The organism is Morganella psychrotolerans (assembly GCF_001676155.1).
GTDB classification, from domain to species: domain Bacteria; phylum Pseudomonadota; class Gammaproteobacteria; order Enterobacterales; family Enterobacteriaceae; genus Morganella; species Morganella psychrotolerans.
In genome coordinates this window covers 116698-129710 of the sequence record NZ_LZEW01000030.1, presented here as the reverse complement: position 1 = coordinate 129710, position 13013 = coordinate 116698, and the positions used below count along the sequence as shown (strand labels likewise).

Sequence of the window (13013 nt, the reverse complement as noted above, 5' to 3'; positions counted from 1 at the left end):
GTCTTCCCTTGTCGCCTGCCTGCATCTTGAATGACGTTGGGTATATAGAGGAAGAAAATCCCGGCATTTATCCGGACCGGGATTGTCGCTGATCAAATTTAAGGCAAACAGGTAACGGAGTGAGATTGTTTCTCCGGCAAAACCGCCGTTTTCAACCTGCGATACCCTGTCAGACGCGAGAACCAGGATTGCTGCGGCTGCCGCTGTAATGACCAGCGTCGCATCAGCGCATTAGCGCTTAACTCCAGACCAAAGCACATCACAAAATAGATAAATGCCACAAACAGGAAAATCTCCAGCGGATAGACCATGCTGCGGTTATTGACCTGTGTCGCAAGAAAAGAGAGTTCCCCCACGCCGACAATATACGCCAGCGAGGTATCTTTAATCAGCGCAATCCACTGATTAATAAAGGATGGGATCATCATCCGCAGTGCCTGCGGCAGGACGATATGCCACAACACTGCCCAGCGCCCCAGACCGAGCGACATCCCTGCCTGCCACTGACCTCTGCCGATAGCCAGAATGCCGGCTTTGACGCCGTGCGCAATATACGCCGAGGTGATCAGTGCCAGCGCACACACAACCGTGGTGATTTCAGGTACATCCACACCAAAGGCTATCGGCAGCAGGAAATAGACCCAAAAAATCAGCATAATGACGGGAATAGCGCGGAAAAACCCGAGAAATGCCGCAAACAGGTTTACCCACCAGCCCCGCAGCATCGCCAGCATCACACCACCGATGATCCCGAATACCACCGAAATAGCGCCTGCGATCAAGCTGATCACCAGTGTCAGTGCCGCGCCTTCCAGCGGACCATCAGGGAATGTGCCGAACAGCAGATATTCCCAGTTTTCCTGAATAACCGTGAAGTCCATCTTAATGCTCCTGAGCAATTGCCCGTTGTGTCCGCCACTGCCCGAAGGCTTCCATCAGTGCAATAGTGAAGATATACAACACGGTCGCCACCCCGAAGGCTTCAAAGGTTTGTAAAGTCTGGCTTTCCACCTGACGCGATGCATATGACAGCTCCGCCACACCAATCGCCATCGTCAGTGATGAGTTTTTCACCACATTCATGTATTGCCCGAGCAGTGGCGGCATGGCAATTTTTACCGCCTGCGGCAATATCACATAACGCATCGACTGCCATGGCGTCAGCCCCAGTGCGAGTGCGGCTGATTTTTGCTGACGTCCGGTGCCCGCGATCCCCGCCCGCAGTTCTTCCGCAATAAAGGGAGCAGAATAGAGGGTCAGCCCGAACCAGCCGGCGATAAATTCAAAGGATGGCCACGCAAGCGTCAATCCGGAAAATTCAATTTCGTGAGGGGTATTCAGCCAGATTCTCAGCACCTGCGGTAAAATTTCGCCGGAGGCGAAATACCAGAAAAAGAGCTGAACCAGCAGCGGCGTATTACGGAACACACTGGTGTAAGCACTGACTAACCAACGGATCAGAAACATCGGACTGTCCCGCCCTGCCACCAGCAAAAAGCCCAGTAATGTGGCTGCCAGAATCGTCCAGAATGAGATAAGGAGTGTGATTACAAACCCTTGCCCAAGCCAGCCCAGGTATTCCGGAGCAAGTAAGTGCGTACTTATAAATTGCTCAAACATCCGATATCCCCATCATCATTCTGTGGTGCAGGTTACAAAAAACGCCTGAAGCCTCACCGGGGTGAGGCTTCATTATATGCAACTACACTCTTATTTTTGCTGGTTTTCCAGCGGACCAAATTTAAAGTCACCGCGTGGCTGTTCTGCTTTGGTGCCGGGACCAAACCACTGGTTATAAATCTGCTGTGATTTGCCGTCACTTTCCAGTTTTGTCAGTGTTTTGTTCACGGCTTCCACCAGACGGGCTTCCCCTTTTGGTGCTGCCAGCGCCTGGTATTCACGGGTCAGGCTGAACGGAGAGAGTTCAAACTCTGCTTTAACCGCGTCCGGCAGGTTGCCCAGCAACCCGACCAGTTTGGCATCATCCTGCGTGATAGCATCTACGTTACCATTACGCAGTGCTGCAAATGCCAGCGGCGTATCATCATAAGAGATGACTTTTGTGCCCGGGAATTTCTCCCGCAGAGTCACTTCCTGAACCGTGCCTTTATCCGCACCGATACGCAGTTTTGCTACATCATCAGGCGTTTTCAGCACACCTTTGCGGGCAATAAATTTTTGTCCGGTCTGGAAATCAGGAATAGAGAAATCCACCTGTTTGGCGCGCTCATCGGTGATAGTAAAGTTAGCACCGATTAAATCCACTTTGCCGGACACCAGCAGCGGAATGCGGTTTGCCGGGTTAGTCGGGCGAAGTTCGAGTTTCACACCTAAGTCATCTGCTACCGCCTGTGCGATATCCACATCATAACCGGCAAGTTTTTTAGTCTGCGGATCAATAAATCCGAATGGCGGGTTGCTGTCAAAAACCGAAATGCGGATAACACCGGCTTTCTGAATGTCATCAAGCTTGTCAGCCTGCGCGGCACCACTTACTAATGCTAAACCGGCAAGCAGTGCCGGAACAAAATTGGTCGGTTTCATACACACCCCTGAATCAGTCTGAGATAACGTCAATTAGTGTAAATCACACTCTCACGCTATCAACTCCTGCTTAGTTCCTGAAATACTAAGAAAGAATAATTCTATAACTAATTGTTCTAACGGGGGATGAACCATATAATTTCCGCAACAAATACAAGACTTATAACCAAAAGGCATATAACGTCTTAATAGTTATTCTCTCTTGTGGATGAATAATTCACCACATGATGCCGGACAAAATAAAACCGCCGGTCATATTCACTGACCGGCGGTTTTGTTATTCAGATGGAAACGCAGTAATTTATTTTGATTCGTCTTTATTACCAATATCACCATTACTACCATTACTGTTCGCAGCCACTTCAATCACATGCTCGCCCAGCAAAATACGCTCCACATCATCCCCTTTGACGTGACGGAAATCCTGTCCCTTCACATAATAGAAGATAAATTCGCAGATATTCTGACAACGGTCGCCGATACGCTCGATAGAACGCGCACAGAACAGTGCGGTCAGCACACTCGGGATAGTGCGCGGATCTTCCATCATGTATGTCATAAGCTGGCGGACAATACCTTCATATTCCTGGTCAATTTTCTCGTCTTCCCGGTAGATACGGATGGCTTCCTGGATATCCATGCGGGCAAACGCATCAAGCACATCATGCAGCATCTGAATGGCATGGCGTCCGAGTGATTCCAGGCTGACCAGCAACGGCTGATGCTGCTGTGAAAATTTTTCCAGTGCGGTTTTGGCGATTTTATCACCGACATCACCAATACGCTCCAGCTCCGCAATAGTCTTGGAAATCGCCATAATCAGGCGCAGATCACTGGCAGTCGGCTGGCGCTTGGCAATGATGCGGACACAGGCCTCATCGATGGCAACTTCCATCATATTGACTTCTTTGTCACCGGCGATCACTTCCCGCGCCAGATCTTCGTCCTGATGGTGCATCGCTGTAATCGCTTTGCTGAGCTGCTCTTCCACCAGCCCGCCCATGGTCATCATTTCAGTGCGGATGTGTTCTAATTCGGCATTAAACTGCCCGGAAATATGTTTATTGTGATTCAGATTTTCCATGATTGTCTCCGCATCAGCCATAACGACCGGTGATGTAATCTTCAGTTTGTTTCTTGCCCGGTGTGGTAAACAGTGTATCGGTATTACTGAATTCAATCAGTTCGCCCAGATACATAAATGCAGTATGGTCAGAGCAACGCGCCGCCTGCTGCATGTTATGGGTCACGATAACCACGGTATAATCAGATTTCAGTTCGCTGATAAGCTCTTCGATGCGCCCGGTGGAAATAGGGTCGAGTGCAGAGCACGGCTCATCCAGTAACAGCACTTCCGGACGGATAGCAATACCGCGCGCGATACACAAACGCTGCTGCTGACCGCCGGATAAACTGTAGCCGCTCTGGTGCAGTTTATCCTTGGTTTCATTCCACAGCGCCGCTTTGGTCAGCGCCCACTGTACGCGCTCATCCATTTCGGCGCGCGGCAGTTTTTCAAACAGACGGACACCAAACGCGATATTGTCATAAATCGACATCGGGAACGGCGTCGGCTTCTGGAATACCATCCCGACTTTGGCGCGTAATAACGCGATATCCTGTTTATCTGTCAGGATATTGGTGCCATCAAGCAGGATTTCGCCTTCTGCACGCTGCTCATTATACAGTGCATACATTTTATTAAAGGTGCGCAGTAAGGTCGATTTTCCGCAACCCGACGGCCCGATAAAAGCCGTTACTTTATTTTTTTCAATATCCAGCGAGATGTTTTTCAGCGCGTGGAACTGACCGTAATAGAAGTTCAGATCGCGGACCCGGATTTTGTTTTCAGTTACGTCTTGAATTTTACTCATGACTCTCTCTCATTATTCCGTCATCATTCAATCAGTGCGCTTTCTTAGCAAACAGCACACGCGCCACGATATTAATTAACAGTACACACAAGGTTATCAGCAGAACACCCGCCCATGCGAGGCTCTGCCACTCGGCAAACGGGCTCATGGCAAATTTAAAGATGGTCACCGGCAGGTTGGCAATCGGCTGCATCAGATCCGTACTCCAGAACTGGTTGGAGAGGGAGGTAAAGAGCAGCGGCGCGGTTTCACCGGCAATACGGGCAATCGCCAGCAGCACCCCGGTGATAATCCCGGAGACAGAGGCTTTCAGGGTGATTGCCGAAATCATTTTCCATTTTGGTGTACCCAGGGCATACGCCGCTTCACGCAGGCTGTCCGGTACAAGGCGCAGCATATTTTCTGTTGTCCGGATAACAATCGGGATTTGCAACAGTGCCAGCGCGATAACACCTGCCCAGCCGGAGAAGTGCTGCATCTGCATCACCACAATGGTGTAAACAAACAGCCCGACCACAATGGATGGCGCAGATAATAAAATATCATTAATAAACCGGGTGGTTTCCGCCAGCCAGGAACGGCGGCCGTACTCCGCCAGATAAATCCCCGCCAGAATACCCAGCGGCGTACCAATCACGGTCGCCCACAGGATCAGTAATCCACTCCCGACAATGGCGTTTGCCAGACCACCGCCTTCTGTATTCGGCGGCGGTGTCATTTCAGTGAACAGCGCAAGAGACATACCGTCCATGCCTTTTGTCACTGTGGAGAACAGGATCCAGATTAACCAGAACAGCCCGAACGCCATGGTGGATACAGACAGGAACAAGGCAACCCGGTTCTTCTGACGCCGCCAGTGCTGGCGTTTTTCACGCGCTTTCAGATCTACTTTTGGTTGTTGAATATCCATCTCAGCCATTCTAGCGCCCCTCATTCTTATTCAGCCGCATCACCATAAATTTGGAGATAGCGAGGACGATAAAGGTGATGACAAACAGGATCAGCCCCAACTCCATCAGCGCCGCAGTATGCAGCCCGGATTCCGCTTCGGCGAATTCATTTGCCAGCGCCGAGGTAATACTGTTGCCCGGCATATAAAGCGAAACGCTGTCCAGCTGATACGTATTACCGATGATAAAGGTAACTGCCATGGTTTCACCCAGCGCGCGTCCCAGACCCAGCATCACACCGCCGATCACACCATTGCGGGTATAGGGCAGAACAATGCGCCGGATAACTTCCCACGTCGTACAACCTATGCCGTAAGCGGATTCTTTCATCATCACCGGTGTCTGTTCGAACACATCACGCATGACTGACGCGATATACGGGATGATCATAATGGCGAGAATAACACCCGCCGCAAGAATACCGATACCAAACGCAGGACCGGAAAACAGCTCACCGACAATCGGGATGCTCGACATCACATCACCGACCGGCTGCTGGAAATAGGTGGCAAAGAGCGGAGCAAAGACAAACAATCCCCACATGCCGTAAACAATACTCGGAATAGCTGCCAGCAGCTCAATTGCGATACCCAGCGGGCGGCGCAGCCATTTCGGCGCAAGTTCAGTCAGGAACAGCGCTATCCCGAAACTGACGGGAACCGCAATCAGCAGTGCAATCACGGAGGTGACAATGGTGCCGTAAATCGGTACCAGCGCCCCGTACTCTTCTGCCGGCGGGTTCCACTCTTTGTTCCATAAAAATCCCAGACCGAATTTCTCAATGCTGGGCCATGATGCAATGATCAGTGAAATGATAATTCCGCCCAGCAGCAATAGCGTAATCAGCGCCGCCAGTTTTACCAGGGCACTGAAGATTTGGTCGCCGCGCTTTCCGGGTGGTTTCATTGCCGTTTTAAGTTCGGCCATAGTCGCTTCCGTTTTTACACTGATCCCCCGCAACCGAGGGATCAATTACTGATAGATTGCTGTATTTCCGTTATCCACTGTATTAATACAGTGGTTTACCGCTGCTGTCTTTAACACTGGTTTTCCATGCTGCACGGACTTGTTCAATCACTTCCTGCGGCAGGACTGCATAATCGAGTTTCTCTGCTTGTGTGCCGCCGTTCTTATAAGCCCAGTCAAAGAATTTCAGGATTTCCTGACCTTTTTCTGCGTCTTTCTGGCTGGTGTGAACCAGGATGAACGTGGTGGATGAAATCGGCCATGCATTCGCACCCGACTGGTTAGTCAGATCCTGAGCAAAGCTCTTCGACCACTCTGCTTTACGCGCTGCATTACTGAAGCTTTCGCCGCTCGGGGAAACCGCTTCGCCGTCTGCAGAAATCAGTTTGGTGTAAGCCAGTTTATTCTGTTTCGCGTATGCGTATTCCACATACCCGATTGAGCCGGGCAGACGCTGAACAAAGGCGGCGATACCGTCGTTACCTTTACCACCCAGACCAACCGGCCAGTTTACGGTGGAGCCTGCACCGACTTTTTCTTTCCAGTCAGGGCTGACTTTCGCCAGATAGCTGGTGAAGACAAAAGACGTACCGGAACCATCCGCACGGCGGACAACAGCAATATTCTGATCCGGCAGTTTAACGTTCGGGTTCAGTTTGGTGATTGCCGGGTCATTCCATTTTTTAATATTACCCAGGTAGATATCACCGAGGGTTTTGCCGTCTAATACCAGCTCACCGGACTTCAGTCCCGGCAGGTTGACGGCCAGCACCACACCGCCGATAACGGTCGGGAACTGGAATAAATTATCTGCGGCGAGTTTCTCTTCGGATAACGGCGCATCTGACGCCCCGAAATCAACTGTATTTGCCACAATCTGTTTCACACCACCAGATGAACCAATTCCCTGATAGTTAACTTTATTGCCTGTTTCTTTCTGATAAGTATCAGCCCACTGCGCGTATACCGGTGCCGGGAATGTTGCACCCGCCCCGGTAAGACTGGTCGCGGCAAATGCAGAAAATGCAGAGAGAGAAAGTGTCGCTGCCATAACAGTGGCTACTGCGGTACGCATCGGTTTCATGATCCCTCCTGACGGGATTTTAGATAATGACATAAATGTTGTGTCTGATTAACGTCGGAACATGAGGGAAAATAGGTCAAACTGGTGACAATAATATGTAGGTTATGTGACAGTTTTATGACATCACCGGCGCGCGGGTGCACAAAACAGGATATCAGCGCCCGGGCGGGCATCACTGCAAAGACAAATAACAGATTGATATACAACAATTAAAATGCAAAAAACCCGTAAAAACGGGTTATTACAGGCATGTGTGACAGTAAAATGAAAATGACATTCCATTGTCATATTTCTCAGTTATCTCAGTCGTCTCTGTCATCCGGCAGTGCCAGCAGAACCCGGATACGGAACCCGCCACGCTGACTGCGCCCGACCTCAATTTTACCGTCATGCGCATCAACGATACGCCGCAAAATTGCCAGCCCCAGACCGGTTCCCTTGTTACTGCGCGCTTTTTCACCCTGAACAAACGGCTGGAACAGATTCGGAATATCCGCTTCATCAATGCCACTGCCGTCATCTTCCACCTGGAACCAGGCGAAATGGTCATCTTTGCCGCTGGTAACACGGATCCACCCGTTACCATAGCGCGAGGCATTCACCAGCATGTTGCCCAGCGCACGCTTGACCGCGATAGCATTTCCGGTGACATACACCGGCTTTTGCGTAACATCATTGTGAATTTCATACTCAGCACTGCTTTGCGCACCGATGACTTCATTGAGAATGCCGGTCAGCTCAAGCTGTGCCATCTCCATTTCCTGACCGGTCCGCAGATAGGCCATAAACTGTTCGATGATAGCATCACACTCTTCAATGTCATGATTAATGGACTCCGCCAGATACTCATCCGCCGGACCCATCATTTCTGTTGCCAGGCGGATACGGGTCAGCGGAGTACGCAAATCATGACTCACACCGGCCATCAGAACGGTGCGATCCTGATCCAGCATTTTAATGTCCCGCGACATCTGATTAAACGAGCGGATCACTGAGCGCACCTCTGCGGCACCTGCTTCGCGTACCGTTGTCTGTGGCCCGCCGGTGCCCATTTGCCGGGCTGCCGATTCCAGTTCAGTGAGCGGGCGGTTCTGATAACGGATAAATACCCAGACGCCGGCAAACACAAACAGCAGAAAAGCAAAAATATAACGGAAAACCGGCGAGAACTGATCCTGACCAATTTCAGTCAGCGGAACCCGCACCCACACATCCGGTGAAATATACGAATTCAGCCACAGTACCGGGTAATCCCGGTTAATTTCCAGCCTGACATCCGCATACCCTCCCAGATAATGGCTCATCTGCCCGCTGAGCGACTCAAAATGACGCGCCCAGCGCAACCCGGCATCATCGGCTTCTTGTTCAGTAAAAAAGGTGATCCCCAGCTCTTCATAAATTTTCTTACGCAATGCCGGGGAAACACGGACAACGGTTCCGTCCTTCAGCACCATTTTTTCGCTCATCAGTGTGCGGACTTCATACGCCAGAACCCGGTTAAACTGTTGCAGGCTCGGCATTACAATGAAGTTCACAACCGCCAGATAACTTGTTGTCAATGTTGCAAACAACAGAAAAATGACTAAAAACAGTGAGCGCGAAAAGGTGCTCCTGGGGGAGAACCGGAGCCGCTTCATGGCTTACTGTTGCCGTCCGGTACAAAGACGTAACCCAATCCCCATACCGTCTGGATATAGCGCGGATGCGTCGGATCTTCTTCAATCATGCGGCGCAGACGGGAAATCTGCACATCGATTGAACGCTCCATCGCACTGTACTCACGACCACGCGCCAGACTCATCAGTTTGTCACGGGACAGTGGCTCACGCGGATGTGAAACCAGCACTTTCAGAACCGCGAATTCCCCGCTGGTCAGCGGCATATTCTCGTCATCGTGGAACATTTCACGCGTACCGAGGTTCAGTTTAAACTTACCAAACTGAATAACCGCATCATCCTGCGACGGCGCACCCGGCAGTTCATTTGCCTGACGACGCAGCACCGCACGGATACGGGCTAATAATTCACGCGGGTTAAACGGCTTGGGAATGTAATCATCCGCGCCGATTTCCAGACCGACGATACGGTCAACTTCTTCGCCTTTCGCCGTCACCATGATGATAGGGATCGGATTATTCTGACTTCTCAGACGGCGGCAAATGGATAAACCATCTTCACCCGGTAACATCAGATCAAGGACGATAAGGTGAATAGACTCACGCGTCAGCAGGCGATCCATCTGTTCCGCGTTAGCCGCAGTACGTACCTGGAAGCCCTGCTCACTCAGATACCGCTCAAGCAGAGCACGCAGGCGCATGTCATCATCAACGACAAGGATCTTATAACTTTCTTGCATGTTTGACTCTCCAGATTCGTTTTTGCATACAAATACTCAGGTTATTTCGTTTATTCAGTGACGGGCTGATACCGAATAGATAAAACGACGTAATTTACTTCGCCGTCAGGTGTTATTACTGTTATTTCATCATCCGCCTGCTTGCCGATTAATGCCCGGGCCACAGGGGAATCCACAGAAATCCATTTCTTTGCCGGTGAAAACTCATCAGGTCCTACGATGCGAAAAGTCTTAATTTCTTCATCATCATTTTCAAGCGTGACCCACGCCCCGAAGAATACCTTTCCTTCCTGGCGGGGATCAGGATCAACTATCTTTAAACTATCCAGACGTTTTGCAAGAAAACGGATTCTCCGGTCTATTTCACGCAGACGCTTTTTTCCGTATATATACTCAGCGTTTTCAGAGCGATCCCCTTGTGCAGCCGCTTCTGACACGGCCTGAGTGACCTGCGGACGCTCCGTTTTCCAGAGATATTTAAGCTCTTTATCCAGTGTATCCCATCCCATACGGGTAATGAGGTTACTTTTTGCCATATATTACCTAAACAAATAGTAAATTATTTAAATAAATTGTAATACGAAATACTTTTAACGAAAGATAACAGGCACACATATACTCTAAATAATTCGGGATGCATGCAGGCGACAAGCAAAGCCCGGGCATCCTGAAGTATGACGGGTAATCCATTTATATTACCTTTATGCGGCTGGTAATTCCCTTTCTGAGCACGTATAACTGTTTCCCGGACTTTTTTTAAGTCACTTTATTTAAGCCACTTTATCGCAGGCAGAAAGAATATCATGATGAATGACACTCTGAGTCAGATTATTGCCGGTGAGCTGAATGCGCAGACAAAACAAGTCACTGCCGCTATTACCTTGCTGGATGAGGGGAACACGGTTCCCTTTATTTCCCGTTACCGGAAAGAAGTTACCGGTGGTCTGGATGATACGCAATTACGCCAGTTGGAAACCCGCCTCAGTTATCTGCGCGAGCTCAATGATCGCCGTCAGACTATCCTCAAATCAATTGACGATCAGGACAAACTGACACCGGAACTGTCGGCGGCTATCAACGGCACACTCAGTAAAACGGAACTGGAAGACCTCTATCTGCCCTATAAGCCCAAACGCCGCACGCGCGGGCAAATTGCCATTGAAGCCGGGCTGGAACCACTGGCAGACAGCCTGTGGCAGAATCCGTCACAAGACCCGGAAACGCTTGCCGCTACTTTTACTGACAGCGAAAAAGGCGTGGCAGATACCAAAGCCGCGCTGGACGGCGCCCGTTATATTCTGATGGAACGTTTTGCCGAAGACGCAAGTCTGCTGAGTAAAGTCCGCGACTACCTGTGGCGCAATGCACATCTGGTATCAAAAGTTATCAGCGGTAAAGAAGCGGAAGGCGCAAAATTCAGCGACTATTTTGATCATCACGAAGCGATTGCCAAAGTTCCGTCTCACCGCGCACTCGCGATGTTTCGCGGGCGCAACGAGGGCATTTTACAACTTGCCCTGAATGCGGACCCGCAAAGTGAAGAGCCGCCGAAAGAGAGCTACTGCGAAGAACTTATCCGCGATCATCTGGGTATCCGCTTTAACAGTGCCCCGGCTGACGGCTGGCGCAAAGCAGTTGTAAGCTGGACATGGCGGGTGAAGGTGCTGCTGCATCTGGAAACCGAGCTGATGTCTGCGCTGCGCGAGAAATCCGAAGATGAAGCCATCAATGTGTTCGCCCGCAACCTCAGTGACCTGCTGATGGCCGCCCCTGCCGGAATGCGCGCCACCATGGGGCTGGATCCGGGTCTGCGTACCGGTGTCAAAGTCGCGGTGGTGGATGCCACCGGTAAACTGCTGGCAACCGATACTATTTATCCGCATACCGGTCAGGCTGCCAAAGCGGCAGCGGCAACCGCCGCACTTTGCATAAAATATAATGTAGAGCTGGTTGCTATCGGTAACGGAACCGCTTCCCGCGAAACAGAACGTTTCTTTGCCGATATACAGGCTCAGTTCCCGGGCGTCAAAGGGCAGAAAGTGATTGTCAGTGAAGCCGGTGCCTCGGTGTATTCTGCATCAGAGCTGGCGGCACTGGAATTTCCCGGTCTGGATGTCACCCTGCGCGGCGCTGTCTCTATCGCCCGCCGTTTACAGGACCCGCTGGCAGAACTGGTGAAAATCGACCCGAAATCTATCGGGGTTGGTCAGTATCAGCATGATGTCAGCCAGACGCAGCTTGCCCGCAAACTCGATGCCGTGGTGGAAGACTGCGTAAACGCCGTGGGCGTCGATCTCAATACCGCCTCTGTTCCGCTGCTGACCCGCGTTGCCGGGCTGAGCAAAGTGATCGCACAGAATATTGTGGACTGGCGGGATGAAAACGGCCGTTTTGCTGATCGCAAACAGTTACTGAAAGTCGCGCGTCTCGGTCCGAAAGCCTTTGAACAATGTGCCGGATTCCTACGCATTGTCGGCGGAAAAAATGCACTGGATGCCTCCACGGTTCACCCGGAAGCGTATCCGGTGGTGGAAAAAATCCTGCTCGCCACCGAAAAAACCCTCAGTGACCTGATGAGCAACAGTGATGCACTGCGCGACCTGAATCCGCAACTGTTTGTTACAGAACAGTTTGGTGTGCCGACTATCACTGATATCCTGAAAGAGCTGCAAAAACCAGGGCACGACCCGCGCCCTGAATTTAAAACAGCGACGTTTGCCGATGGCATTGAAACCATGAATGACCTGACGCCGGGTATGATTCTGGAAGGTGCAGTCACCAACGTGACTAATTTCGGGGCATTTGTGGATATCGGCGTGCACCAGGATGGTCTGGTTCATATTTCGTCGCTGTCAAACCGCTTTGTGGAAGATCCGCATACCGTGGTGAAAGCCGGGGATATTGTCAGTGTCAAAGTGCTGGATGTGGATATCGCCCGCAAACGCATTGCCCTGACCATGCGCATGGATGAAGAGCCGGAAACCATGACCCGCCGGGGCGCGGCAAGTGATAAACCGCAGACAGAAAAACGCAATGAAAAGCGCAATACGTCCCGTCCTGCCCGCAATGATACCTCTGCCGGTAACAGTATGATGGGCGATGCCCTGTCTGCTGCATTTGGCAAACGTAAGTAATTACCCGCAATAACCGCACGCGGCAGCTCAGGCTGCCCGTGCCGGTGCCGCTTTAGTCATGAATTGCGTTAATCAGACGTAAAAAAATGTTACTAACGTAAATCC

Annotated in this window: 12 protein-coding genes; 1 reads left to right on the top strand and 11 read right to left on the bottom strand. The window is 50.9% G+C overall.

The genetic code is table 11. The features are described 5' to 3' along the window. Positions 1–98 precede the first annotated feature (98 nt). The 11 genes from AYY16_RS15660 to greB all read right to left on the bottom strand — a co-directional run bounded on the left by AYY16_RS15660 (position 99) and on the right by greB (position 10310). Positions 99–881, bottom strand: coding sequence for an amino acid ABC transporter permease (locus AYY16_RS15660; RefSeq protein ID WP_067368697.1), 783 nt, complete (start codon positions 879–881; stop codon positions 99–101). A 1-nt stretch (position 882) separates the two neighbouring features. Continuing rightward, positions 883–1620, bottom strand: a complete 738-nt coding sequence (locus AYY16_RS15655) for an amino acid ABC transporter permease (protein ID WP_067368694.1) — start codon at positions 1618–1620, stop codon at positions 883–885. A gap of 90 nt (positions 1621–1710) precedes the next feature. Continuing rightward, on the bottom strand, positions 1711–2544 hold the full coding sequence (locus tag AYY16_RS15650) for an ABC transporter substrate-binding protein (protein ID WP_067368691.1): 834 nt from the start codon (positions 2542–2544) through the stop codon (positions 1711–1713). Positions 2545–2845: 301 nt separating this feature from the next. Beyond that, positions 2846–3628, bottom strand: a complete 783-nt coding sequence (gene phoU / locus AYY16_RS15645; protein ID WP_067368928.1) for a phosphate signaling complex protein PhoU — start codon at positions 3626–3628, stop codon at positions 2846–2848. A 13-nt stretch (positions 3629–3641) separates the two neighbouring features. Next, positions 3642–4418, bottom strand: coding sequence for a phosphate ABC transporter ATP-binding protein PstB (gene pstB / locus AYY16_RS15640; RefSeq protein WP_067368689.1), 777 nt, complete (start codon positions 4416–4418; stop codon positions 3642–3644). 31 nt (positions 4419–4449) lie between these two features. Then, on the bottom strand, positions 4450–5337 hold the full coding sequence (gene pstA / locus AYY16_RS15635; protein ID WP_067368686.1) for a phosphate ABC transporter permease PstA: 888 nt from the start codon (positions 5335–5337) through the stop codon (positions 4450–4452). A 1-nt stretch (position 5338) separates the two neighbouring features. Next, positions 5339–6295: a phosphate ABC transporter permease PstC gene (pstC, locus tag AYY16_RS15630; RefSeq protein WP_067368683.1), complete on the bottom strand. Its 957-nt coding sequence runs from the start codon at positions 6293–6295 to the stop codon at positions 5339–5341. An 82-nt stretch (positions 6296–6377) separates the two neighbouring features. Beyond that, the gene (gene pstS / locus AYY16_RS15625) at positions 6378–7418 is read right to left on the bottom strand and encodes a phosphate ABC transporter substrate-binding protein PstS (RefSeq protein WP_067368681.1); all 1041 of its coding nucleotides are present in this window, start codon (positions 7416–7418) and stop codon (positions 6378–6380) included. A gap of 302 nt (positions 7419–7720) precedes the next feature. Next, complete coding sequence (gene envZ, locus AYY16_RS15620) at positions 7721–9055, bottom strand: two-component system sensor histidine kinase EnvZ (protein WP_067368678.1); 1335 nt, start codon at positions 9053–9055, stop codon at positions 7721–7723. Next, a complete protein-coding gene (gene ompR / locus AYY16_RS15615; RefSeq protein WP_067368676.1) occupies positions 9052–9774 on the bottom strand; it encodes an osmolarity response regulator transcription factor OmpR in 723 nt (240 codons plus the stop codon). Before ompR ends, envZ begins: the two co-directional genes overlap by 4 nt. Positions 9775–9824: 50 nt before the next feature. Further along, a complete protein-coding gene (greB, locus tag AYY16_RS15610) occupies positions 9825–10310 on the bottom strand; it encodes a transcription elongation factor GreB (protein WP_067368673.1) in 486 nt (161 codons plus the stop codon). Positions 10311–10580: 270 nt separating this feature from the next. Between greB and AYY16_RS15605 the strand changes: the two genes are divergently transcribed. Further along, complete coding sequence (locus tag AYY16_RS15605; protein WP_166417054.1) at positions 10581–12908, top strand: Tex-like N-terminal domain-containing protein; 2328 nt, start codon at positions 10581–10583, stop codon at positions 12906–12908. Positions 12909–13013 lie beyond the last annotated feature (105 nt).

Bases quoted from the DNA above. Each gene is read 5' to 3' on its own strand.
- AYY16_RS15660 (WP_067368697.1), bottom strand. From the start codon at position 881: ATGGACTTCACGGTTATTCAGGAAAACTGGGAATATCTGCTGTTCGGC.
- AYY16_RS15655 (WP_067368694.1), bottom strand. From the start codon at position 1,620: ATGTTTGAGCAATTTATAAGTACGCACTTACTTGCTCCGGAATACCTG.
- AYY16_RS15650 (WP_067368691.1), bottom strand. From the start codon at position 2,544: ATGAAACCGACCAATTTTGTTCCGGCACTGCTTGCCGGTTTAGCATTA.
- phoU (WP_067368928.1), bottom strand. From the start codon at position 3,628: ATGGAAAATCTGAATCACAATAAACATATTTCCGGGCAGTTTAATGCC.
- pstB (WP_067368689.1), bottom strand. From the start codon at position 4,418: ATGAGTAAAATTCAAGACGTAACTGAAAACAAAATCCGGGTCCGCGAT.
- pstA (WP_067368686.1), bottom strand. From the start codon at position 5,337: ATGGCTGAGATGGATATTCAACAACCAAAAGTAGATCTGAAAGCGCGT.
- pstC (WP_067368683.1), bottom strand. From the start codon at position 6,295: ATGGCCGAACTTAAAACGGCAATGAAACCACCCGGAAAGCGCGGCGAC.
- pstS (WP_067368681.1), bottom strand. From the start codon at position 7,418: ATGAAACCGATGCGTACCGCAGTAGCCACTGTTATGGCAGCGACACTT.
- envZ (WP_067368678.1), bottom strand. From the start codon at position 9,055: ATGAAGCGGCTCCGGTTCTCCCCCAGGAGCACCTTTTCGCGCTCACTG.
- ompR (WP_067368676.1), bottom strand. From the start codon at position 9,774: ATGCAAGAAAGTTATAAGATCCTTGTCGTTGATGATGACATGCGCCTG.
- greB (WP_067368673.1), bottom strand. From the start codon at position 10,310: ATGGCAAAAAGTAACCTCATTACCCGTATGGGATGGGATACACTGGAT.
- AYY16_RS15605 (WP_166417054.1), top strand. From the start codon at position 10,581: ATGAATGACACTCTGAGTCAGATTATTGCCGGTGAGCTGAATGCGCAG.